The following is a 21617-nucleotide window of genomic DNA, read 5'->3' as shown; positions in this document are numbered from 1 at the left end:
CTCATCAAACACCGTTGCATTGTTATGAAGGAGAGAAGATGACTTCCAGGTTTGACGCAACCTCGACTGCGGATGAAGTTCTCTCAGGACTAAATCTGAAGGGGAAACGTGTTCTGATCACAGGGGTTTCCGCAGGGCTCGGGGTGGAAACGGCGCGATCACTCGCGGCGCATGGCGCGCAGGTGACGGGTACGGCACGCGACGTCGCCAAGGCAGAACAGGCGACGAAGCTCGTCCGTGAAGCGGCATCGGCCGCTGGCGGCTCCCTCGACCTAGTTCATCTTGATCTTGCCGACCTCGCGAGCGTGCGTACCGCAACTAATCAGCTGCTGGATGAGGAGCGCCCGTTCGACATCGTTATTGCTAATGCAGGCGTCATGGCAACACCCTTCGGCCACACAGCTGATGGTTTCGAGACCCAATTCGGCACCAACTATCTCGGACATTTCGTGTTGGTGAATCGCATCGCCCCCCTACTGGGTGATGGTGGTCGGCTGGTGACGCTGTCCTCCGCAGCACACCAAATCGCCGACGTCAATCTGGACGATCCGAATTTCGAAAAGACTGAGTACGCCCCGTGGATTGCTTACGGACGCTCTAAGACGGCGGCCGCTCTGTTGGCTGTGGAGTTCGACCGGCGCCATCGAGATCGTGGCGTTCGTGCGACGACGGTGCATCCCGGTGGCGTGCAGACGGAGTTGCAGCGCCACTACAGCCCAGAGGTGGATGCAGCCTTCATCGAACAGATCAACGCCGCCAACGCCGCCAGGGGGCTGCCGCCCTTCCAGTGGAAAACGATCCCGCAAGGCGCAGCGACTTCAGTTTGGGCTGCCACAGTGGCTTCGGCTGATGCAGTAGGCGGCCATTATTGCGAGGACTGCCACGTTGCGGAGATTAATGACTCGGAGGGCGTTACCAACGGCGTCCGTTCCTATGCACTCAACGTGGAACATGCACGCGCGTTGTGGGCCAAGGCCGAAGAATTGGTTGGCGAACAGTTTTGAACGTTGAATTTGTTAGTGGAGGGGCATCCGAAATGACAGCAGGGTTGAAAGGAAAAATCGCGCTCGTCACGGGTGCCGGTACCGGCATCGGACGCGCCATCGCAAAGCGTTTCGCCGATGAAGGCGTTACGGTAGTCATTACCGGCCGCACGGAGGAAACTCTCGAAGAAGCTGCAAACCAGCACGAGAACATCTCCTACCTCGTGGCCGACCTCGGCAAGCCCCAGGATGTTGCCAATCTCGTGTCCGAAGTACGGAAGCGCCATGGCAGGCTCGATATTCTGGTTAACAACGCGGGTATCGCGCCGGTGACGCCATTCGCCGAAACTACCCTTGACGAGTACGACCGCGTGTTCGTCACGAACGTGCGCGGGCTGGTCGATCTGACCCATCAGGCGCTTCCGTTGCTCAAAGCCGTAAAGGGCAATGTGGTCAACTTGACCTCCTCGATCATCGCGAGGCCGCTGGCGAATATGTCCACCTATGCCGGAAGCAAGGCCGCCGTCGCTAGCTACACAAAAGTATGGGCGAAGGAGTTTGCGCAGGATGGCGTCCGCTTCAACCTGGTGAGCCCGGGGCCGATCGAGACTCCGATCTACGATAAGACGGATCTGTCAGCTGAAGGCATTCAGGCGCACATCAACCGCGTGACGCAACTCGTGCCGCTGCATCGTTTTGGCAAGGTGGAAGAAGTAGCCTCCGTGGTCGCGTTCATTGCCTCCGATGAAGCGAGCTTCGTTACCGGAGCCGATTTTGCGGTGGACGGCGGACTGAGTATTTGTGGCTACCGGCGCCGCCACCATCCGGTGGTTGCGGAGATGCGACGAATTGCTTGCCCGGAGGCTTGCTGGCGAGAGTCAAATCCGACCGTCATTCGGATAAACGGCCTTGATTGGGGCGCCATCATATGACTGGAAAGGAGAATTTCTATGAAAACTCGCGTGTTGGGTAAAAATGGCCTGAAAGTATCCGCGCTCGGCATAGGCGTTATGGGCTTGACGTATGGCTACGGTCCGGCAACGGATCGCGGCGATGCGGTAAAGCTGCTGCGTGCGGCGCACGACCTCGGCGTCACCTTCTTCGACACCGCTGAGGCTTACGGAGCGGACAACGAGGAGTTGCTGGGAGAGGCGCTCGCCTCCGTCAGAGACAACGTGGTCTACGCGACCAAATTCGGTTGGAAGGACGGCAATGCTCGCACGGGCGAACTGGACAGCCGACCTGAGCGTATTCGCTTCGTCGCTGAGCAGTCGTTAAAGCGTCTGAAGACCGACCGGATCGACCTGTTCTACCAGCACCGCGTTGATCCCAACGTACCGATCGAGGACGTGGCGGGTACGGTGAAGGATCTAATTGTCGAAGGCAAGGTGAAACACTTCGGACTGTCCGAGGCGGGTGTGCAGACGATTCGCCGCGCGCATGCCGTGCAACCCGTTGCTGCCATACAGAGCGAATATTCGCTGTTCACGCGCGACCCCGAGGCAGAGATCTTGCCGATGCTCGACGAACTAGGTATAGGTTTCGTGCCTTTCAGCCCACTCGGCAAAGGCTTCCTGGGCGGCAAAATAGACATGAAGACGTCATTCGGCAAGGACGATATTCGTAGCATGCTGCCCCGATTCCAAGCGGAGGCACGCGAGTCGAACCAGCGTTTGGTCAATGCCATTGACGAAATTGCCCAGCGCAAAGGTGCGACCCCTGCACAGATTGCTCTAGCCTGGCTCCTTGAGCAGAAACAGTGGATTGTGCCGATTCCGGGAACGACAAAAATTCATCGACTTCAAGAGAATGTTGGAGCAGCCGAGGTTGATTTGACGTCCGATGATCTGAACGCGATCAGAGTCATCATTGACAGCAATCCGGTCGAGGGCACTCGCTATACGGAGCAGGGAATGAGACTGATTGATGAGGCCTGATCTGCTGCGATGTTGAGCAGTAAGTCCAGTCACATTGCTTCCTTGCAGTAGCTTTCCCAGAATCAGTTCTGGTCGGAGCGTATGCCTCTGCTTTCCTCGGTTTCATGTCGGATCCAGCAACGTGTTGCGATGCGCTTTTCCAGGTGATGGCCGATGTTGCATGACGTTGTCCTGTCGGTTTGAAGAGCACGCAGTCAAGAGTGCCAGTGATCGGCTGCCGGCCCAGGTCATGAGTGCCGGCAACTAAGACGCGCGGCGAATCTGTGAGCGTACCGAGCAAGTCCTTAGAGCACTCCCTTGATTCTTGCTGAAAAGACCAGGTAGAAGTAATGGAGCTACGTCACCTTCGATGCTTCCTTGCCGTCGCTGAAGAACTCCATTTCGCCCGCGCAGCGGAGCGACTGCACATTGAACAGTCGCCGCTGTCGCGAGCGATCAAGGAGTTGGAAGAGGACCTCGGCACACAGCTCTTTGTGCGTACCACGCGCAGTACCCGACTGACCCGTGCGGGAAAGCTATTCTTGGAACACGTCCCGCGCGTCTTCACTGCCTTGCAGCAGGCACGTGACAGCGTGAAGGCTGCAGCCAACGGCTATCACAGTCAATTGCGAGTAGCTTTGTCGGACGGCATTACGCCATCGTGCTTCTCGACTCTGCTTGCGCTTTGCAGGAAGGAAGAGCCTGAGATCGAAATTCGTCTGTCCGAGGTGCCTCTGTCACAGCAGATCAAGGGCTTGCAGGGCGATGTGTATGACGTAGGATTCGCTCAATCGGATGAGGTTGGCGATGAGCTCATTGCGGAGCCCATATGGCATGATCCATTGATGTTAGCAGTACCTGCGCGCCATCCTTTGCTTGCATACAAGCAAGTGCCTTTGGATGAGGCGTTGCGCTACCCCATGATACTTGGTGACACGAGTTCATACGAAGGACATGTACGTCAAGTAGAACGGGTATTGTGCCGAGCGAATCAAGAGCCCTTGATCGCCGAGCGGGTTGCCTCTTTCGACCTGATGATGACGCTGGTGTCAGCAGGAATTGCGCTGGGACTGGCCGGGGCTTCGCAAATAGCCGCCAGCCGTGAACCAAGTGTCGTAGCACGACCGTTGGCCGGTGGTTCGCATAAGCTCACGACTTACCTGCTGCGTGTGGGGAACGAACCGTCGGATGCTCTGGCCCGTTTCATTGAACGGGTCTATGCCGTTGAGCCACCAAATGGAAAGACATCTGCTGCATGAGCAAAGCCTGATCCACTGGAGGAAATCGAGTCATGAAGAAGACAGTCTCGCTTCTGCTTGCCACGATGCTGGTGGCCTGCGGTAGGTCCGAACCAACCGAGACGGTCACCGCATCCGGCCGGATCGAAACGGTGGAATCGCTCGCAGCCAATCCCGAACGGCTGAAGACCCTACGCCAGCAGTGCAAGACGGATCGCGCCAAGCTCGGCGATGAACTCTGTAACCGTGTAGCCGAAGCGACGAACCAACGTTTCCTTGGCGACGGCAATACGCCCTACACGCCGACGAAGGAACAACCCAAGTTCTGATCGTGTACGACATACGACAAGAACCGTAAATTTCTGCTCAATACGCCGCAGCGCGCTGTCGCTTGCGGCGTTTTTATTTGCTTCGCCACTTCATGAATTGATGCGTTATAGGGAATCTTTGTCCTGATAACGGTCTTTGACCGGCCCTTGACCTGACTCCGATCCTCGCATGTACGGCACGCCCTTGTGTCGCGTGTTGCACAGGAGAAAGCGGAGGCCGAGATGCAAGGTCAAGGCGTGCTGTTCGGACAGATTGTCGCCGTGTTCGGCATCGTGATCGCTGGCGTATGGGCTGCGACACAGTGGACAGCAGCAGTCTTGGGCTACCAGCTACGCCTTGGCTCGCCGTGGTTCGACTTCTTCGGCACACCGGTCTATCACCCGTGGCGGTTGTTCGAGTGGTGGTTTTTCTTCGACGCCTACGCGCCGCGCATCTTCGACAACGGCGGCGCAATCGCTGGCGGTAGCGGCCTGGTCGCCGTGGTCGTCGCCATCGGCATGTCGGTGTGGCGCTCGCGGCAATCGAGGCTGGTCACGACCTACGGCTCGGCGCGCTGGGCCGAACTTGCCGATATTCGCAATGCCGGCCTCGACCAGCCTGCGGGCGTGTTCCTTGGCCGCTATCGCAGCCAGTACCTGCGCCATGAAGGCCCGGAACATGTTCTGACCTTCGCGCCGACGCGCTCCGGCAAGGGCGTCGGCTTGGTGGTGCCGACGCTGTTGAGCTGGCCCGCGTCCGCCGTCATCCACGACATCAAGGGCGAGAACTGGCAAATCACCGCCGGCTGGCGTTCGCGCTTCTCGCACTGCCTGCTGTTCAACCCCACCGATCCGAAGTCGGCCGCATACAACCCGCTGCTCGAAGTCCGACGCGGCGCGCATGAAGTACGCGACGTACAGAACATCGCGGACATTCTGGTCGATCCCGAAGGGGCCTTGGAGAAGCGCAACCATTGGGAGAAGACCTCGCACGCGCTGCTGGTCGGCGCGATCCTGCATGTGCTCTACGCGAGCGAGGACAAGACACTGCGCGGCGTCGCCAACTTCCTCTCCGATCCGGCTTGCCCGTTCGAGCTGACGCTGCACCGGATGATGACAACGCGGCATCTGGGCGACGCGCCGCATCCTGTCGTCGCATCAGCCGCGCGTGAAGTGCTCAACAAGTCGGACAACGAGCGGTCGGGCGTGTTGTCCACGGCCATGTCGTTCCTCGGCCTGTACCGTGACCCCACGGTGGCCGAAGTCACGTCGCGTTGCGATTGGCGCATTGCCGACCTGATCGCGTCCGAACATCCCATCTCGCTGTATCTCGTTGTGCCGCCGTCCGACATTAGTCGCACGAAGCCGCTGGTGCGCCTGATCCTCAACCAGATCGGCCGGCGGCTCACTGAATCGCTCGACGGCAGCGACGGCATCGCGCGCCGCCACAAGCTGCTGCTGATGCTGGACGAGTTCCCGGCGCTCGGGCGCTTGGACTTCTTCGAGACGGCCTTGGCGTTCATGGCCGGCTACGGCATTCGCAGCTTCCTTATCGCGCAGTCGCTCAACCAGATCGACAAAGCCTACGGACAGAACCATTCCATCCTCGACAACTGCCATGTGCGGGTGACGTTCGCCACCAACGACGAACGCACCGCCAAGCGCATTTCTGAAACGCTCGGTACCGCGACCGAGCTGCGCGCGCAGCGCAACTACGCCGGCCATCGACTCGCGCCGTGGCTCGGGCACCTCATGGTGTCGCGCCAGGAAACCGCGCGACCGCTCCTAACGCCGGGCGAAGTGATGCAGCTTTCGCCCGACGACGAGGTGGTGATGGTGTCCAGCGTCGCGCCGATCAAGGCGAAGAAGCTGCGCTATTACACCGACGCCAATTTCAAGCGCCGCGTGCTGCCACCGCCTGCGCTCGCCATCGGGCGCTACGCCGATGCGCCGCCGTTGCGGCCCGACGACTGGAGCGGACTGGCAATTCCCGCCGTGCCGGCTGCGTCTGTTGCTGCTGGCCTTGCGGGCGACGGCACCGGCACTGCCGATGACGGTGGCCCGCGCCGGCAGCCGGAGCTATCCGAAGTTTCCGAATACAGCTCCGAACCGCAGAGCGCCGACTCCGACCTGGCGCTGCTTGATGACGACGACCTGCCATTGCCGCTTCCTCGCCAGCTCGATCCGGCCATGCAACGCACGGCCCGGCTGGCATCCCTCGACCAACAAGACGGGATCGAGCTATGAGCCAGTACCGCCTCAACCTGTTCATTTCCCACGAGCAGGCCAAGCGCCTCGACGAGCTGGCCGCCAAGAAAGGCGTCTCCAAATCCAGCATCGTCGCCGCGGCGCTTGCGTCCTGGCTGTCGCCCGACGCTGGTGACCAGCGCGAGGCCGCGATTGCCAAGCGCCTCGATCGACTTTCGCGCCAGTTCGAGCGGCTGGAGCGCGACCAGAACATCGAGATCGAGACGCTGGCGCTGTTCGTTCGCTACTACCTCACGGTCAGCACGCCGGTTCCCGAAGCCCACCAGGAAGCGGCCCGCGCACAGGGCAGGGCGCGCTTCGAACAGTTCGTCGAACAGCTTGGTCGCCATCTGATGCGCGGACGCAGCTTGGTGCGGGATGTGGTGGAGGAACTGAACCCCGACGCCGCGCAGCTGGACGATGCGGTGGCACTGGCCGAGGCGCAGGAGCGTGCGTCATGAGCGCCGTGGTGCAGTCCTTTGCTTCCACATCACTCGACCGGCGCATCCGTATGTTGCGCACGGCTATGGGGCCGCTGATTGCCGCCGCGCTCGAAGACCCCGACGTGGTGGAAATCATGCTCAACCCCGACCGCACGCTATGGGTTGATCGGCTGTTGTCGGGCCGTGCGCCGATGGGCGTGGAGCTGTCCGAGGAAGATGGCGAACGCATCATCCGACTGGTCGCCGCGCACGTCGGCGCGGAAGTGCATCGCGGCCAGCCGCTCTTGACCGCCGAACTACCGGAAACGGGCGAACGCTTCGAGGGCATCTTGCCGCCAGCGGCGCCGGGGCCAGCCTTCGCCTTGCGCAAGCGGGCCGTGAGCATCATCGGCCTGGATCGCTACGTCGCCGACGGCATCCTGTCCGCACCGCAAGCCGAGTTCTTGCGCCGCGCCGTGCGCGAGCGGCAGAACATCCTCATCGCGGGCGGCACCAGCACCGGCAAGACCACGCTCGCCAATGCCTTGCTCGCGGAAATCGCCGCCACCGGCGACCGCGTGCTGGTGCTGGAAGACACCATCGAGCTGCAATGCGCGGCGCGCGACCACGTTCCGCTGCGCACCCGTGCCGGCGTCGTGTCGATGACAGAACTGGTGCGCGCCACGATGCGCCTGCGCCCCGACCGTGTGATCGTCGGCGAAGTGCGCGGCGGCGAAGCCCTGGACTTGGTGAAGGTGTGGGGCACTGGCCATCCCGGTGGCATCGCCACCGTCCACGCCGGCTCCGCCTTGGGCGCGCTGCTGCGCCTGGAGCAGTTGATTCTCGAAGTCGCGGTGAATCCGCCGCGCGCCCTGATCGCCGAGGCGGTGAACGTCGTCGTGTTCATCGCCGGCCGCGGCCGCAAGCGCCGCATCGAGAGCATCGCCCGCGTCGCCGGCTACGACGGCGCGGGCTATCGCCTGGCGGATGCGCTGGAGCCGTCGCTTCCCGAGCTACCGCTGTCTTTCCCATCCCCCGACCACTCTGGAGAACTGCCATGACGCAGATGCACATCCATGCTTTCCGCATTTCCGTAAATCCGGCTTCGATCACTGCACGCCTGCGGCGTCTGGCAGGCCCGGCGCATCAAGGCTTGCTGTCTGCTGCCGTGATGCTGCTGCTCGCCGGCACTGCGCGCGCATCCGGTTCGTCGATGCCGTGGGAAAGCCCACTCGAATCCATCCTTGAATCCATCCAAGGGCCGGTGGCGCGCATCGTCGCCGTCATCATCATCATCGCCACGGGCCTCGCGCTCGCCTTCGGCGACACCAGCGGCGGCTTCCGCAAGCTCATCCAGATCTTGTTCGGATTGAGCATCGCCTTCGCGGCGTCCTCGTTCTTCCTGTCGTTCTTCTCGTTCTCCGGCGGGGCGGTCGTATGAGCACCGCCAACGACTTGCCGGGCTTCGAGGTGCCGCTGCATCGCTCGCTGACCGAGCCGATCCTGATGGGCGGTGCACCGCGCACCGTGGCGATCGCCAACGGCACGATGGCCGCCGCCGTCGGGCTGGGCCTGCAAATGTGGATTCCGGGGCTGGTGCTCTGGATCGTCGGCCACTCGCTCGCCGTGTGGGGAGCGCGGGTCGATGCGCAGTTCATGCAGGTGTTCGCCCGTCACCTCAAGCACAAGCCGCTGCTGGACGTGTGAGGAGGACGCCGCGATGCTCAACCTTGCCGAATACCGCCAGCGTCCGGCCTTGCTCGCCGACTGGCTCCCGTGGGCCGGCCTGGTCGCGCCGGGCGTCGTGCTCAACAAGGACGGCAGTTTCCAGCGCACGGCGCGCTTTCGTGGCCCCGACCTCGATAGTGCGACGCAAGGCGAGCTGATCGCCACGGCCGCCCGCCAGAACAACGCGCTGCGCCGCTGCGGTTCCGGCTGGGCCTTCTACATCGAAGCCGAACGCCGACCAGCGGCGGACTATCCGCACTCCGATTTTCCCGAGCCGCTGTCGTGGCTCGTGGACGAGGAACGCCGCGCCACATTCGAGGAATCCGGCAGTCACTTCGAGAGCGTCTATCACCTGACGCTGCAATACCTGCCGCCCGAAGAATCCCGCGCCCGCGCTGCCGGCCTGCTGTACGAGAACCGGCCGACCGAAGGCGTGGACTGGCGCGAGCGCCTGACCGCCTTCGTCGCGGAGACGGAACGCCTCTACGACTTGCTCGACGGCGTAATGCCGGAAATCGCGTGGCTCGGTGACAGCGAAACGCTGACCTATCTGCACTGCACCATCTCGACGCGGCGCTATGGCATCGGCATGCCGGAAGTGCCGTTTCACCTCGACGCGCTGCTAGCCGATGCGCCGCTGATCGGTGGACTGGCGCCGATGCTGGGCAACCACCATGTGCGCGTTGCCACCGTGCGCGGCTTCCCGACCTCGACCTGGCCAGGGATTCTCGATGACCTCAACCGGCTGGGATTCGCGTACCGCTGGAGCACGCGCTTTATCTGCATGGACAAGTCCGAGGCCGAAAAGGAACTCGGCCGCCTGCGCCGGCAGTGGTTCGCCAAGCGCAAGAACGTCCTTGCGCTGCTGCGCGAAACGATCTTCCAGCAGGAATCTCCACTGGTTGATACCGACGCCAGCAACAAGGCCGCCGACGCCGACGCGGCGATGCAGGAGCTGGGCAGCGATCAAGTCGCCTACGGCTACATCACCGCGACCGTGACCGTGCTCGACACCGATGCCAACGCGGCCGACGAGAAGCTGCGCATGGTGGAACGTGCGATTCAGGGACGCGGCCACGTCACCATCCCCGAAACACTCAACGCCGTGGAGGCGTGGCTGTCGTCGGTGCCGGGCAATGCCTATGCGAACGTGCGCCAGCCCATCGTCTCGACGCTGAACCTGGCGCACCTGATGCCGGAATCGGCGGTGTGGGCCGGGCCGGAGAAGAACGATCACCTCGACGGGCCGCCGCTGGTGGTCACCCGCACTGAAGGCGCGACGCCGTTCCGGCTGGTGACGCACATCGGCGACGTGGGGCATACGCTGGTGGCCGGCCCGACCGGCATGGGCAAGTCCGTCCTGCTGGCGCTGCTGGTCTTGCAGTTCCGCCGCTATCGCGGCGCACGGATCTTCGCCTTCGACATGGGGCGCTCGATGCGCGCCACCATCCTCGGCTTGGGCGGCGAGCACTACGACCTCGGCGCCGACGGCGGCATCGCGTTCCAGCCGCTCGCACGCATCGACCAGGAGGGCTACCGCACCTGGGCCGCCGAGTGGATCGAGGGCCGGCTACGCCACGAAGGTGTCGCCATCGGCCCCGACGAGAAGGTGGCGATCTGGTCGGCGCTCGGCAGCCTCGCCGGTGCGCCGGTCGAACAGCGCACGCTCACCGGGTTCTCGGTACTGCTGCAATCCAATGCGCTGCGGCAGGCGCTCGCGCCCTACGTGCTCGGCGGCGCGCACGGCAAGCTGCTCGACGCCGACCGCGACCGGCTGGGACTGGCCGACGTGCAGGGCTTCGAGATGGAAGAGCTGATGCACAGCAAGGCCGCCGTCACGGCCGTGCTGCATTACCTCTTTGCGCGCTTCGATGAGCGTTTCGACGGTGCGCCGACGCTGCTGATCCTCGATGAAGCCTGGCTGTTTCTCGATGACCCGGTATTCGCCGCGCGCATCCGCCAGTGGCTCAAGACGCTGCGCAAGAAGAACGTCAGCGTCATCTTCGCCACGCAGTCGCTCGCCGACATCAAGGATTCAAGCATCGCTCCCGCGATCATCGAGAGTTGCGCCAGCCGCATCTTCCTCCCGAACCCGCAGGCCACCGAGCCGCAGATTCGCACGATCTACGAAGGCTTCGGCCTCAACAGCCGACAGATTGAGATCGTCGCCACCGCGCAGCCCAAGCACGACTACTACTACCAATCCCGCGCGGGCAATCGCCTGTTCGACCTTGACCTGGGGCCGGTCGCGCTCGCGTTCGCGGGCGCATCCACACCGCAAGACCAACGCGACATAGACCGCGTGCTGGCGCAGGCCGGCACGCCGGGCTTTGCCGGCGGCTGGCTGCGCCATCGCGGCCTCGATTGGGCCGCCGATCTGCTGCCGTCCGCACCGTCGGCGGCTTCTTTCCTCGCTTCTCAACCGCTGGAGATTTCGCCATGAAAACCCGTGTGCTTTCCACGGCGTTCGCCGCCGTGCTGTCCGGCTCGCTGCTGCTCGCGCAGCCAGCGGCGGCCATCACCGTCATCGACCCGACCAACCTCGTGCAGAACACGCTGACGGCGATTCGTACGATGGAAATGATCGAGAACCAGATCAACCAGCTCCAGAACGAAGCGCAGATGCTGGTCAATCAGGGACGCAACCTGGCGAGCCTGCCGTTCACCGTGGTCAACCGGCTGCGCTCGACGCTCGCCACCACCGAACGCCTGATTGCGCAGGCGCAAGGGCTGGCGTTTGAGGTGCAGAGCATGAACGCCGAGTTCTCCCGCCTGTACCCGGAGCAGTACGCCGCCACCGTCAGCGGCAATCAGATGTACCAGGACGCGCGCCAGCGTTGGCAGAACACGCTCAACGGCTTGCAGACCGCGATGCAGATGCAAGCGCAGGTGTCGCAGAACCTGACCGACGACGAGGGCGTGCTGACCGACCTCGTGAGCCAAAGCCAGTCCGCGACTGGCGCTTTGCAAGCGCAGCAGGCGACCAATCAGCTTCTCGCCTTGCAAGCCAAGCAGTCGATCCAGGCGCAGCAGCTCCAGCTTACGCAGGGGCGTGCAACGGCGCTGGAACTGGCGCGTCAGGCCGCGGCCGTCGAACGTGGCCGCGAGATGACGCGGCGTTTCCTCGGCACCGGCACGGCGTACACGCCGCAGCCCGTGACCTTCTACGGCAACTGACGGACACGGCCATGAACCGCGCGCCCGTCCTGTTCGCCTTCGCGTGCCTGCTGGCCGGCTGCGACCGGCCGCAGGCGTTGTCGGTCGATGTACTGGCCGCCGATCCGGCGCGGCTGCACGCGCTCGCGGCGCAGTGTCGTCGCGGCGAAGGGGACGGCGCGCTCTGCGCACGGGTCGCGCAAGCCGACCTGCGGCGCTTCCTGTCCGGGCAGGCCCAGCCCGACGAATACCGGACGCTCGCCGAGCTGCCGCCGATTCCGGCCAGCTTCGACGGCCCCGATGCGCCGACGGAGGAACGGCCATGAACGACGTTTCGATCATCGACCATTTCCTCAACATCTTTTCTACCTACATCGACTCCGGTTTCGGGTTGCTGCGCGGGGAGATCGCGTTCCTGACCGCGACGCTGGTGGCGATCGACATGACGCTCGCCGGCCTGTATTGGGCGCTCGGCCACGCCACCGGCCAGGGCGAAGACGTGATGGCGAAGCTCATCCGCAAGGTGCTGTACGTCGGTGCCTTCGCCTACATCATCGGCAACTTCAACCTGCTGTCCGGCATCGTGTTCCGCTCGTTCGCCGGCTTGGGCCTGACGGCCACCGGCTCGGCCGTGAGCATGGAGACGTTCCTGCAACCGGGGCGTCTCGCCAAGACCGGCATCGACGCCGCCGCGCCGATCCTCAACCAGATTGGCGACATGGCCGGCTTCCCCGAGGTGTTCATCAACATCACGCCTATCGTCGTGATGTTCCTCGCGTGGTTCACCGTCATCGTCTGCTTCTTCGTGCTGGCGGTGCAGCTTTTCATCACGTTGATCGAGTTCAAGCTGACCACGCTGGCCGGCTTCGTGCTGGTGCCGTTCGCGCTCTGGAACAAGACCGCCTTCCTTGCCGAAAAGGTGCTCGGCAACGTGGTGTCGTCTGGCATCAAGGTGCTGGTGCTGGCAGTCATCGTCGGCGTCGGCACGGGGCTGTTCGCGGAGTTCCCGACAACACCCGCCGAACCGTCCATCGACCACGCGCTTGTCGTGATGCTGGCCTCGCTCGCCTTGCTCGCGCTCGGCATCTACGGGCCGGGCATCGCTACCGGCCTCGTGTCCGGTGCGCCGCAGCTCGGCGCGGGCGCGATGGCCGGCGCGGCGCTGGGCGCAGCCGGCACCGCCGTCGCGGTCGGTGCTGCCGCTACCGGCGTTGGCGGGGCCGTGGCAGCCGGTGCGCACATGGCGCCCGCTGCCGCCAGCGCACTCGGCAAGGGCGCACGCATGGCCGTATCCACCGCCAGCAGTGCGGGTGCGGCATTTCAGGCCGGTTCCTCTGCCGCCGGTGGCGGTGCCAAAGGCGCGATGGCGGGCCTTGGCAACGTCGCCAAGACCGGCGCACAGGCCGCCGGCCAGAAGGCCGCCGCCGGGGCGCGCTCCTTCGGGCAACGCGCCGCCGCTGCTTTTCGCTCGGAGGGCGCGAGCAGCAGCGCAGGCGCATCCAGCGGCGGCGCTTCGCCCGGCTCTGCCGCATCCGGCCAGGCCGCCGGCACCCCTTCGGCCAACACCACCGACCAGCCGCAACCCGCCTGGGCCAAGCGGCTGCATCGCCGCCAACAGATCACCCACGCCGCAACCACCGCTGCGCACACCTTGCACGGCGGCGATGGCGGCGGTTCGGCGCAAGGCCCGAGCTTGGGCGATTCCGACCATTGAGGAGAACCCGCCATGCGATTCAAGCGACCGCAGGTGCGCTACGCCGACACGCCGCAGCCTGCCACCCCATACCAATCCGCCGCACAGGCGTGGGACGAGCGCATCGGCTCGGCGCGCGTGCAGGCGAAGAACTGGCGGCTGATGGCCTTCGGCTGCCTCGTGCTTGCGCTGCTGATGGCCGGCGGCCTGGTCTGGCGTTCGGCGCAGTCCATCGTCACGCCCTACGTCGTGGAAGTGGACAAGACCGGCCAGGTTCTTGCGGTCGGCGAAGCCGCCACGCCGTACCGACCGGCCGATGCGCAGATCGCATTCCACCTCGCGCACTTCATCACGTTGGTTCGCTCGCTTTCCATCGACCCCATCGTCGTGCGGCAGAACTGGCTCGACGCCTACGACTACACCACCGACCGTGGCGCGGCCGTACTCAACGACTACGCCAGCAAGAACGATCCGTTCGCCCGCGTCGGCAAGGAGTCGGTGACGGTGCAGATCACCAGCGTCACGCGCGCCAGCGAAACGTCTTTCAACGTGCGCTGGACGGAGCAGCGGTTCGCCAACGGCGCACCGACTGGCACCGAACGCTGGAACGCCGTGCTTTCCACCGTCCTGCAAACCCCGCGCACCGAGCAACGCCTGCGCAAGAACCCGCTCGGCATCTACGTCAACGGCCTGTCGTGGAGCCGCGAACTCGATGCGTCCGAAGGAGCCAAGCCATGAATGCACTTTTACGTATATCCGCATTGCCGTTGATCCTGCTGGCGCTGTCGGGCTGCGCTTCGCAGGGCAAGCCGCCGCCGCACATCTCGCTCGACGAGCCGGTGCAGGCGCAGCGGCAGCCCGAACCGCCCAAGCCGGTCGAAGTGGTGGAGATGCCGAAGGTGCTGCCGATGCCGGCGCAGATGAAGCCGCTGCCAGAGGTGGACGACGCCAGGCCTGCGCCGGAACCCGCCGACGAAACCGTGCGCGTCTCGCGCGCCAACGCCGAGGCGCGCATCGCGCCCACGCGCGAGGGCTACGTCAATGCGATTCAGGTCTGGCCCTTCACCGATGGCGCGCTGTATCAGGTCTATGCGGCACCGGGGCGCGTGACCATGATTTCGCTCCAGCCCGGCGAAGAACTGGTGACGGTCGCCGCCGGCGACACCGTGCGCTGGATCGTCGGCGACACGTCCAGCGGAACCGGCAGCGATCTTCGCGTCAGCGTGTTGGTGAAGCCAATCCGTTCCCGCCTCAAGACGAACCTCGTCATCACCACCAGCCGGCGCACCTACCTGATCGAGTTGACCTCGACCGACAAGGCGTGGATGGCATCGGTGTCGTGGGAGTACCCGAAAGACCAGATGCTTGCCTTGCAGCGTCAGGATCGGGCCGCGCAAGCTGCCGCACCGATCGACGCCGGCCTGTCGCTGGAGAAGATCCGCTTCCGCTACGCGGTCAGCGGCAGCAATCCGCCGTGGAAGCCGCTGCGCGCCTTCGATGACGGCGAGAAGGTCTATATCCAGTTCCCGCCCGGCATCGCACAGGGCGAGTTGCCGCCCTTGTTCGTGATCGGCGCGCAGGGTGACGGCCAGCTCGTCAACTACCGTTTCCGCTCGCCGTACTACATCGTGGATCGGCTGTTCGGCGCGGCCGAACTGCGCCTCGGCGGCGACAAGGGCGACGTGGTGCGCATCGAGCGCACGGACGGCACGCGGGGGAACTGACCATGAGCCAGGATGAAACCCCGGACGTGCCCATTCCCAATGCCGCGCCGAAGGTCGCACCGGAGAACGTGATGCTGCGGGCGCAGCCGCGCCCGGTGACGCGCCTCAATCGGCGCACGCTCGTCGTTCTCGCCGGAGGCCTGGCGGTCGCGGTCATGGCCGCCACCATGTGGTCGCTGCAACCGAAACCGCGACGCAGCGACAGCGACCCGGCTGAGCTTTACAACGTCGACCGCGTATCGAAGTCCGAAGCACTCGACCAACTCCCCACCGACTACTCCAAGCTGCCGCCGAAGGTGCCGGAGCTGGGGCCGCCGCTACCGGGCGACCTGGGACCGGCCATCGTCAAGTCGCAGCCGCCGGCGGTGGCCAGCTACTCGCCGCCCGGCCAGGACGCGGCGGAGGCCGAGCGCGACGCGCTGCGCAAAGAGGCCGAAGCAGCGGCGGGTTCGTCGGTGTTCTTCCGCTCCGGCACGCAGAAGGCCGCGCCGGCGGCGCAGTCGCAGGTTGCCGCCGCGCCGGGCTTCGCCGCCAATGCGGCATTCGACCCCATGGCCGCCGGGCCGGCCACGACAGCGGCGCAGCCCGCCGACCCGACCGCCGTGCAGAACCGGCAAGACCAGAAAGAGGCGTTCCAGAAAGCCGGAACCACGGAAACCCGTAATTCCGGCAACCTGCAGATGCCGGCTTCGCCGTATCAGGTCATGGCCGGGACGGTGATCGCGGCGGCGCTGGTGACAGGCATCAAGTCCGACTTGCCGGGCGACGTGATCGGCACGGTGACGGAGCCGGTGTATGACACCGCGACCGGCCGCTACCTACTGATCCCGCAGGGCTCGCGCATCTTCGGTAAATACAACAGCCAAGTCGCCTACGGGCAAAGCCGGGTTCAGGTCGTCTGGAACCGGATCATCCTGCCCGACACGTCTTCGCTAACGCTCGACAATCTAGCCGGCACCGACTCAGCCGGCTATGCCGGTCTGGAGGATGGCGTCGATTGGCATTGGGATCGCGTTTTCGCCGGTGCGGTGCTGACGACGCTGCTGGGCGTCGGTGCCGAGCTGGCCGCGCCGGAGAACCGCCAGGACGGCGATCGCGTCATCATCGCCGGGCGCGACAGCCTGCAGGACAGCGTGAACCAGGTGGGGCAAGAGATGACCCGGCGCAACCTCAACATCCAGCCCACGCTGACCGAGCGGCCGGGCCTGCCGGTGCGCATCATCGTCAACCGCGACCTGGTGCTGCGGCCGTACCAGCCGCTGTTCTTCAACCGGGAGGCTTCACGATGAGCACCACGCGCAAACTGCGGCTGGGGCCGCTGCCGAAAACCGAGAGCGTCAAGCTGACCTTTGCGTGCCCGACCGCCCTAAAAGCCGACCTGGACCGTTACGCCGCGCTTCACGCGCAGGCGTACGGCGAAGCGGTCGAGGCAACGACGCTGATCCCGCACATGCTAGAGGCGTTCATCGCGGGGGATCGCGAGTTCAAACGGGGTAGGGGCGTCAAAGGGTGATCGCGGCGGCCTTCGCCTGCGCAATCGGTGTGATTGCGACACGCCTGCGTGTCGCCCCTAGGACAGGCCTATTTGCTGCGCAGTAAATATGCCTGTCCTAGCGAATATGAGCCTGCAGTCTCCGCACGTTGGCCTCTTGCACGTACAGCGCAATCGGACTGCGCAAGGCTGAGGCGGCAGCTCCGCAGCTCTATGCGTTAGATGTTCGACGAGCCAGGATGGAGATGATCACAGGTGTGGGGGTCCCCGGGGGCAAGTTGGGATTCGCGTGTTGAACGTATGGAAACGGGGTGGCCCCTTGATTCCAGTCCAGTACCTGCACGTCGGTCACTGCAAACCCAGAGTTCTTGAACATGTAGTCGTCGTATTCTTTCACCATCCCGTCCTTGATTTCAGTTTCGCTGACGCCGGGTGGGGCGGCACCACGTTGCACGGTATGCACCCACTCGACGGACGATGGGCAGAGAGGCGCAATGACCAGCCGGTCCTCAACGTTTTCTCGATATACCTTGGGCTTTTGCTCTGAGCGCAGGTCGGTCGGAGTGCGCTTGTCATTGTCGTCGGGATGAGAGCCGATGAACCACCCAACGACGACCTTGGGCTGGAAAGCCTCGATTGCTTTAAGCAGGTCGTCAGACGGCTCGAACAGGTCGGACTGGATGATCTCCGCAGTCGCCCCGTGGGATTGCAATCGGGCGCGAGCGCGTTCAATCAAATGGGGGTTGTTGTCGATGGCCAAGACGGGGCGAGTGGCAGCGAGGCTTAGCGTACTCCATCCGGCTCCGCAGCCCACTTCTAAGGTCGCTTCAGCAGGAACCATCTCGCTGAGGCGAGCATAGATTTTGTCGCTGTCGAATTGCGACGATTCACGCTCCCAGAACTCCGAATAGTCTCTTGGTGTCATTCGCTGCAGCATTACTCCTCCCGTTAAATTTGCAAATTTCTAGTAGGTTTGCGACTCCGCAATTCGCGCCGCGGCAACCATGATCAAACCAGGACATTGTCAGTCCCAGGACCAGGATCGGCTGGGTCTCGAATCGCATTCGCCTTCTCTTGGATGGCCCGGCATTGCTGGAGGAGGGCCTCGAACGATTCGACCTCATCGAGGAACAGCCCATCGTCGACCATGTGCTGGTAGTCAGCGGCCAACTTGGCCAGGGCCTCGTCATTGGGCACCAGGCACAGTTCGCCCGAGACGGCGGCGTGGTAATCGACCAGTGCGCCGTCTTGGCTTTTTTCCGCGAAGAAGATGCTCTTGTGATCGGCTACTGCTTTCGCGAGCCCCCTGTCGGCGATCGCCGCGTCAGCGAAACCGGCGGCGTCTAAACGCGTGACGTCGTGCCAGTGACGCGCAAAGCGCTCGCCACCACGAAAGACCCCTTGCGCGCAAAACACGTGGATCGCGGTGGCCTTCTCCCAGAAAGTCCGCTCGGCACGCATCACCTGCGGCGTCGCTTCGGGGAATTCCACGCCTTGCAGGTGCTCGGCGGCGTCGCAACGGACCACGCGCGGTTCGCAAGGCTCCCCGGTGGACCGCGCGCCGAATTCGAGCATGACCGCCGGCGGCACATAGCCTGTTCCTGACGCCAGCGGCGTGTAGTCGATGAACACCTTGTCGCCTTCGGCGCGGGCCTGGGCAGGAAGGCCCTGCTGCGCCAGGTCCTGCTGAAGCTGCGGAACGACCTCGGCCGTCACCCATTCAGCCAGCCGGGAGCGAATCTCCTTGCTCCATTTCTTTTCCTGGCTCTTGCTGGCGGGAAGGGGCGTGTCCGCGTCGCCGATCAGATCACCGGCGATAGCGCGGATGTCATAGGTGAGATCCACGTCCTCGGAAAAGCGCTGAATGACGCCGTAGGCCTTCGACAGCGAGGTACCGCCCTTGAAGATGAGATGCGGCGCGTAGGGTGCGGCGAAGAGATGACGCAGAGCCCACACCACCCACACGTCCTTTTCCAGCAGGTGGGGCGGGCGGCCGGAAGCATCGGCCGCCAAGGCCAGGGCTTCCAGGCGTTCATCGACAGACAGATCGAAGAACTTAGCCATGCGACACCAGCGCGCTCACTTCCTTCGCCATCCATGTCGGCAGGCGCGCACGTGCCGATGCGACTTCCTTCATCTCGGCCGGCGGCAGTTTGGCGCGCAGTGTGCGCAGTGCTTCACCGGCACGCTCGGGCCCCAGCCAAGCCAGCGCCCGCACGACATCACCGGCAGCGCGGCCAGGAAAGATCAACTGCCACACCGGCGCGTGCCGGAATTCGACGGTCTGGGCCCCCAGCTTCAAACGGCGGCTGGGGCCGGAGGTCAGGTAGACGGAGCGCACGGGCACTTGCGTGGTGAGGCCCAGCGCGTTGGCCGCCGCCGCACCATGCGACACGATGGTCTCCCCGCGCTGGTGGGCCAGCCCCTCGACCATTTTGGAAGCCGAGGGGGCGCGAGAACCGAAACGACTCTCTACCGGCAGGACATAGATGCCGCGGCCGGCGCGCAGCAGCGTGCCGCGCTGCACGAGTCGTGACAGCACCTGGTCGACCGCCGCCCGGTTTCCCAAATGGAGCAGTTCCTTGGCGACCAAGGGGGTGCCCTCCGGCAATCCAGCGGCGTGTTCCAGAACCTGTTTGGCGAGGGTTTGCATGATGGAATCTCCTTACTGGTAGAAGTATGGAGTAATTTCTGACACTTTTCAAGAGATGGAAGCCTCCGTGCTTGCGATGGAGGGCAAGCATTCCCATAGTTTTTCGTTCTAAACGAAACTTTTTGGTGGTAAAATTCCGAAAAGCGAAATCAGATCTTTGGAGGACGAATGGCCCAGCCGCCCGTAGACACAATCCCCGACCTTTTGCAGCGCAGCCTTCCGCGCGAGCTGCTGATGGGCATCGAGGAAGCCTTGACCGTCGGCGCCCAGCGCGCGCACGCCGCATCCAAAGGCATGAACGAAGGCCACTTGCCCCATGTCGTGGGTCAACTGCGGCATTTCCACATGAACGAGGCGTTTCATCGGGCGCTGGAGATGGGCGAGGCTTCGCCAACCGCTATTCGCGGTAACGGCATCGTCAGCGGTCGAGCCGGGGTGCTCACCCTGGCCAGGTTCAACATCCCGGACGGCTTCTGGATAAACGGCCGACGTAGCCATACGCGCCGCCAGATGTCCTATGCGAACAAGGCCATCGAGCCGTTAGTGCAACCGGAGCTGTTCGATCAATACACGGCGGCCGCCGATGCGGTCGCGTTTTTCGTGGCGTGCTTTTCTGGCTCGCTGCATATCCAGCCAGAGTCCCCCATGTCGATCCAGATTGCGGTACCGGACCGCGAAATGCGCGGCTGGCTGTTCAAGGAACCGCTGAATGCGTTCCTGCAGCGGTACGAACAAAAGCCGGCGGCGCAGGACGATTTGGCCAAGCCCAAGCTCAAGAAGATCAAGAAGCAAGGCAACGATGGCAGCGCGTCATGAGTCGCGGTGGTATTCAAGGTTTTGAAAGCGAGCGCCTCAGTCAGATTCTTGCCGCGAGGCGTTTGAGTCAAGCGCAACTTGCCGCGTTGGTCGGCGTGTCGCCCGCGACGGTCAGCAAATGGCGGTCGGGCAATCAGGCGCCCGAGCGGGAAACGCTGGAGCGCCTTGCCGGCGTGGTCAACGTCACGCCCGAATGGTTCACGCGGGCGCCCTCGGCCAAGGTGTCGCTACCGCTGTTTCGCAGTAACGCGTCCGCCCACGTGGCGGCACGCGCGATGCTGGAAGCTCGCATGGAGTGGGCGCAGGACGTCGCGCTCGCGTTGTCCGAGTTCGTCGACTACCCGGCCCTGAATTTGCCGACCCGGCAGTTCAAGGAGCCCGATGAGATCACGCCTGACGAGATTGAACTGGCGGCAAGCGAATGCCGCGATCTTTGGCGTATCGGCCGTACGGCGGTACCCGACTTGGCATTGGCCATTGAAGGCGCTGGGGTCGTCCTGATCCGCGAGGAAACGGGCATTTCGCAGATCGAGGGCTTGTCGGCATGGAGCGATGCGCTGGGGCGCCCGCTGGTGTTGCTCTCGGCCGACAAGGATAACGGCTATCGGAGCCGTTTCGATTTGGCGCACGAACTTGGCCACCTGATCCTGCATCGGTTCATTCCGCGGCCGACCGAGCGTGACCGTCATAAGCAACTGGAACAGCAAGCCCACCGCTTTGCGGGCGCATTCCTGCTGCCGGCTGAAACGTTTGCCAATGAAGTCCGCACCCCGGTGACGCTGGACGATCTTCTCTTGCTTAAACGCAGATGGGGGGTGTCAGTCGCTGCGATCGTGATGCGTTTGCGTGCGCTGAAGATTCTGGATGAAGAAGCGGCGCAGTCGCTGTTCAAACGTCGGTCCGCCCGTTGGGGCGCGAAGTCCGAGCCGGGCGACGGCGATAGGCCGCCCGAGCGGCCGCGCCTGCTGCGTCGAACGATCGATCTGCTCGTCGAGGAAAACGTGATGCCGCTTGACTCGATCCCCAGGCACATTGGCCTGGCGGCCCATGACATCGAGATGCTGGCTGGCTTATCGGAAGGGTACTTCCAGGGCAAGCCCAAGGTTGTGCAGCTGGCTCGGTTGCGTTCAGTGCCCAGTGGCGCGGACGCACCGGTTGCCACGGACAGCAATGTTGTGCCGTTTCGATTTTCGCCGAAGCGTTGATCGGCGCGTCTATGGAGATCAGTCAAGCCTTCCTGG

The 21617-nt window shown here is 63.8% G+C and carries 23 protein-coding genes; 20 read left to right on the top strand and 3 right to left on the bottom strand.

All coding sequences use genetic code 11. From position 1 onward, the window contains the following. Nucleotides 1-38 precede the first annotated feature (38 nt). From ACCQ10_RS11370 to ACCQ10_RS11285, 18 genes are all read left to right on the top strand, one after another. A complete protein-coding gene (locus tag ACCQ10_RS11370) occupies nucleotides 39-1004 on the top strand; it encodes an SDR family NAD(P)-dependent oxidoreductase (RefSeq protein ID WP_372360686.1) in 966 nt (321 codons plus the stop codon). A gap of 32 nt (nucleotides 1005-1036) precedes the next feature. Then, complete coding sequence (locus tag ACCQ10_RS11365) at nucleotides 1037-1915, top strand: SDR family NAD(P)-dependent oxidoreductase (protein ID WP_372360685.1); 879 nt, start codon at nucleotides 1037-1039, stop codon at nucleotides 1913-1915. A gap of 18 nt (nucleotides 1916-1933) precedes the next feature. Next, nucleotides 1934-2920 carry an aldo/keto reductase gene (locus tag ACCQ10_RS11360; RefSeq protein ID WP_372360684.1) on the top strand — a complete coding sequence of 329 codons (987 nt, stop codon included), beginning with the start codon at nucleotides 1934-1936 and terminating at the stop codon, nucleotides 2918-2920. Between the two features lie 329 nt (nucleotides 2921-3249). Beyond that, nucleotides 3250-4158, top strand: a complete 909-nt coding sequence (locus ACCQ10_RS11355) for a LysR family transcriptional regulator (protein ID WP_372360683.1) — start codon at nucleotides 3250-3252, stop codon at nucleotides 4156-4158. Between the two features lie 32 nt (nucleotides 4159-4190). Further along, nucleotides 4191-4466, top strand: a complete 276-nt coding sequence (locus ACCQ10_RS11350; protein WP_372360682.1) for an EexN family lipoprotein — start codon at nucleotides 4191-4193, stop codon at nucleotides 4464-4466. Nucleotides 4467-4688: 222 nt separating this feature from the next. After that, nucleotides 4689-6692, top strand: coding sequence for a conjugal transfer protein TraG (locus tag ACCQ10_RS11345; protein ID WP_372360681.1), 2004 nt, complete (start codon nucleotides 4689-4691; stop codon nucleotides 6690-6692). Further along, nucleotides 6689-7153, top strand: a complete 465-nt coding sequence (locus ACCQ10_RS11340; RefSeq protein WP_372360680.1) for a CopG family transcriptional regulator — start codon at nucleotides 6689-6691, stop codon at nucleotides 7151-7153. Before ACCQ10_RS11345 ends, ACCQ10_RS11340 begins: the two co-directional genes overlap by 4 nt. Beyond that, complete coding sequence (trbB, locus tag ACCQ10_RS11335) at nucleotides 7150-8175, top strand: P-type conjugative transfer ATPase TrbB (RefSeq protein ID WP_372360679.1); 1026 nt, start codon at nucleotides 7150-7152, stop codon at nucleotides 8173-8175. The genes ACCQ10_RS11340 and trbB overlap by 4 nt, the downstream gene beginning before the upstream one ends. Next, on the top strand, nucleotides 8172-8555 hold the full coding sequence (locus ACCQ10_RS11330) for a TrbC/VirB2 family type IV secretion system protein (protein WP_372360678.1): 384 nt from the start codon (nucleotides 8172-8174) through the stop codon (nucleotides 8553-8555). The genes trbB and ACCQ10_RS11330 overlap by 4 nt, the downstream gene beginning before the upstream one ends. Further along, nucleotides 8552-8821, top strand: coding sequence for a VirB3 family type IV secretion system protein (locus ACCQ10_RS11325; RefSeq protein WP_372360677.1), 270 nt, complete (start codon nucleotides 8552-8554; stop codon nucleotides 8819-8821). The genes ACCQ10_RS11330 and ACCQ10_RS11325 overlap by 4 nt, the downstream gene beginning before the upstream one ends. Before the next feature lie 13 nt (nucleotides 8822-8834). Beyond that, the gene (gene trbE / locus ACCQ10_RS11320; protein WP_372360676.1) at nucleotides 8835-11285 is read left to right on the top strand and encodes a conjugal transfer protein TrbE; all 2451 of its coding nucleotides are present in this window, start codon (nucleotides 8835-8837) and stop codon (nucleotides 11283-11285) included. Beyond that, nucleotides 11282-12019: a P-type conjugative transfer protein TrbJ gene (gene trbJ / locus ACCQ10_RS11315; RefSeq protein WP_372360675.1), complete on the top strand. Its 738-nt coding sequence runs from the start codon at nucleotides 11282-11284 to the stop codon at nucleotides 12017-12019. Before trbE ends, trbJ begins: the two co-directional genes overlap by 4 nt. Nucleotides 12020-12030: 11 nt before the next feature. Next, nucleotides 12031-12324 carry an EexN family lipoprotein gene (locus ACCQ10_RS11310; protein WP_372360674.1) on the top strand — a complete coding sequence of 98 codons (294 nt, stop codon included), beginning with the start codon at nucleotides 12031-12033 and terminating at the stop codon, nucleotides 12322-12324. After that, nucleotides 12321-13712: a P-type conjugative transfer protein TrbL gene (gene trbL / locus ACCQ10_RS11305; protein ID WP_372360673.1), complete on the top strand. Its 1392-nt coding sequence runs from the start codon at nucleotides 12321-12323 to the stop codon at nucleotides 13710-13712. The genes ACCQ10_RS11310 and trbL overlap by 4 nt, the downstream gene beginning before the upstream one ends. Nucleotides 13713-13724: 12 nt before the next feature. Continuing rightward, complete coding sequence (gene trbF, locus ACCQ10_RS11300) at nucleotides 13725-14429, top strand: conjugal transfer protein TrbF (RefSeq protein ID WP_372360672.1); 705 nt, start codon at nucleotides 13725-13727, stop codon at nucleotides 14427-14429. Then, nucleotides 14426-15415, top strand: coding sequence for a P-type conjugative transfer protein TrbG (gene trbG, locus ACCQ10_RS11295; protein WP_372360671.1), 990 nt, complete (start codon nucleotides 14426-14428; stop codon nucleotides 15413-15415). The genes trbF and trbG overlap by 4 nt, the downstream gene beginning before the upstream one ends. 2 nt (nucleotides 15416-15417) lie before the next feature. Next, entirely contained in the window at nucleotides 15418-16704 is a 1287-nt protein-coding gene (locus ACCQ10_RS11290) for a TraB/TrbI/VirB10 family type IV secretion system protein (RefSeq protein WP_372360670.1), read from the top strand. Further along, nucleotides 16701-16928 (top strand): DUF2274 domain-containing protein, encoded by a 228-nt coding sequence (locus ACCQ10_RS11285; protein WP_372360668.1) that lies wholly within the window; start codon nucleotides 16701-16703, stop codon nucleotides 16926-16928. The genes ACCQ10_RS11290 and ACCQ10_RS11285 overlap by 4 nt, the downstream gene beginning before the upstream one ends. Before the next feature lie 190 nt (nucleotides 16929-17118). Here ACCQ10_RS11285 and ACCQ10_RS11280 read toward each other — a convergent pair whose 3' ends face one another. From ACCQ10_RS11280 to ACCQ10_RS11270, 3 genes are all read right to left on the bottom strand, one after another. Further along, nucleotides 17119-17844: a class I SAM-dependent methyltransferase gene (locus ACCQ10_RS11280; RefSeq protein WP_372360667.1), complete on the bottom strand. Its 726-nt coding sequence runs from the start codon at nucleotides 17842-17844 to the stop codon at nucleotides 17119-17121. A gap of 71 nt (nucleotides 17845-17915) precedes the next feature. Beyond that, entirely contained in the window at nucleotides 17916-18971 is a 1056-nt protein-coding gene (locus tag ACCQ10_RS11275) for a nucleotidyl transferase AbiEii/AbiGii toxin family protein (RefSeq protein ID WP_372360666.1), read from the bottom strand. Then, nucleotides 18964-19560, bottom strand: a complete 597-nt coding sequence (locus ACCQ10_RS11270) for a DUF6088 family protein (RefSeq protein ID WP_116521795.1) — start codon at nucleotides 19558-19560, stop codon at nucleotides 18964-18966. The genes ACCQ10_RS11275 and ACCQ10_RS11270 overlap by 8 nt, the downstream gene beginning before the upstream one ends. Before the next feature lie 168 nt (nucleotides 19561-19728). On the opposite strand from ACCQ10_RS11270, the gene ACCQ10_RS11265 reads away from it, so the two are divergent. Next, nucleotides 19729-20376: a hypothetical protein gene (locus tag ACCQ10_RS11265; protein ID WP_372360665.1), complete on the top strand. Its 648-nt coding sequence runs from the start codon at nucleotides 19729-19731 to the stop codon at nucleotides 20374-20376. Then, nucleotides 20373-21581, top strand: coding sequence for an XRE family transcriptional regulator (locus ACCQ10_RS11260; protein WP_372360664.1), 1209 nt, complete (start codon nucleotides 20373-20375; stop codon nucleotides 21579-21581). Before ACCQ10_RS11265 ends, ACCQ10_RS11260 begins: the two co-directional genes overlap by 4 nt. Nucleotides 21582-21617 lie beyond the last annotated feature (36 nt).

It is taken from the genome of Xanthomonas sp. NCPPB 1325 (assembly GCF_041477645.2).
Lineage (GTDB): Bacteria > Pseudomonadota > Gammaproteobacteria > Xanthomonadales > Xanthomonadaceae > Xanthomonas > Xanthomonas cannabis.
The sequence above is the reverse complement of the archived record's forward strand: the minus strand, read 5'-3'. Positions and strand labels throughout refer to the sequence as shown.

Excerpts from the sequence above, each read along its gene's own strand:
- ACCQ10_RS11370 (WP_372360686.1), top strand. The coding sequence starts at position 39 with ATGACTTCCAGGTTTGACGCAACCTCGACTGCGGATGAAGTTCTCTCA.
- ACCQ10_RS11365 (WP_372360685.1), top strand. The coding sequence starts at position 1,037 with ATGACAGCAGGGTTGAAAGGAAAAATCGCGCTCGTCACGGGTGCCGGT.
- ACCQ10_RS11360 (WP_372360684.1), top strand. The coding sequence starts at position 1,934 with ATGAAAACTCGCGTGTTGGGTAAAAATGGCCTGAAAGTATCCGCGCTC.
- ACCQ10_RS11355 (WP_372360683.1), top strand. The coding sequence starts at position 3,250 with ATGGAGCTACGTCACCTTCGATGCTTCCTTGCCGTCGCTGAAGAACTC.
- ACCQ10_RS11350 (WP_372360682.1), top strand. The coding sequence starts at position 4,191 with ATGAAGAAGACAGTCTCGCTTCTGCTTGCCACGATGCTGGTGGCCTGC.
- ACCQ10_RS11345 (WP_372360681.1), top strand. The coding sequence starts at position 4,689 with ATGCAAGGTCAAGGCGTGCTGTTCGGACAGATTGTCGCCGTGTTCGGC.
- ACCQ10_RS11340 (WP_372360680.1), top strand. The coding sequence starts at position 6,689 with ATGAGCCAGTACCGCCTCAACCTGTTCATTTCCCACGAGCAGGCCAAG.
- trbB (WP_372360679.1), top strand. The coding sequence starts at position 7,150 with ATGAGCGCCGTGGTGCAGTCCTTTGCTTCCACATCACTCGACCGGCGC.
- ACCQ10_RS11330 (WP_372360678.1), top strand. The coding sequence starts at position 8,172 with ATGACGCAGATGCACATCCATGCTTTCCGCATTTCCGTAAATCCGGCT.
- ACCQ10_RS11325 (WP_372360677.1), top strand. The coding sequence starts at position 8,552 with ATGAGCACCGCCAACGACTTGCCGGGCTTCGAGGTGCCGCTGCATCGC.
- trbE (WP_372360676.1), top strand. The coding sequence starts at position 8,835 with ATGCTCAACCTTGCCGAATACCGCCAGCGTCCGGCCTTGCTCGCCGAC.
- trbJ (WP_372360675.1), top strand. The coding sequence starts at position 11,282 with ATGAAAACCCGTGTGCTTTCCACGGCGTTCGCCGCCGTGCTGTCCGGC.
- ACCQ10_RS11310 (WP_372360674.1), top strand. The coding sequence starts at position 12,031 with ATGAACCGCGCGCCCGTCCTGTTCGCCTTCGCGTGCCTGCTGGCCGGC.
- trbL (WP_372360673.1), top strand. The coding sequence starts at position 12,321 with ATGAACGACGTTTCGATCATCGACCATTTCCTCAACATCTTTTCTACC.
- trbF (WP_372360672.1), top strand. The coding sequence starts at position 13,725 with ATGCGATTCAAGCGACCGCAGGTGCGCTACGCCGACACGCCGCAGCCT.
- trbG (WP_372360671.1), top strand. The coding sequence starts at position 14,426 with ATGAATGCACTTTTACGTATATCCGCATTGCCGTTGATCCTGCTGGCG.
- ACCQ10_RS11290 (WP_372360670.1), top strand. The coding sequence starts at position 15,418 with ATGAGCCAGGATGAAACCCCGGACGTGCCCATTCCCAATGCCGCGCCG.
- ACCQ10_RS11285 (WP_372360668.1), top strand. The coding sequence starts at position 16,701 with ATGAGCACCACGCGCAAACTGCGGCTGGGGCCGCTGCCGAAAACCGAG.
- ACCQ10_RS11280 (WP_372360667.1), bottom strand. The coding sequence starts at position 17,844 with ATGCTGCAGCGAATGACACCAAGAGACTATTCGGAGTTCTGGGAGCGT.
- ACCQ10_RS11275 (WP_372360666.1), bottom strand. The coding sequence starts at position 18,971 with ATGGCTAAGTTCTTCGATCTGTCTGTCGATGAACGCCTGGAAGCCCTG.
- ACCQ10_RS11270 (WP_116521795.1), bottom strand. The coding sequence starts at position 19,560 with ATGCAAACCCTCGCCAAACAGGTTCTGGAACACGCCGCTGGATTGCCG.
- ACCQ10_RS11265 (WP_372360665.1), top strand. The coding sequence starts at position 19,729 with ATGGCCCAGCCGCCCGTAGACACAATCCCCGACCTTTTGCAGCGCAGC.
- ACCQ10_RS11260 (WP_372360664.1), top strand. The coding sequence starts at position 20,373 with ATGAGTCGCGGTGGTATTCAAGGTTTTGAAAGCGAGCGCCTCAGTCAG.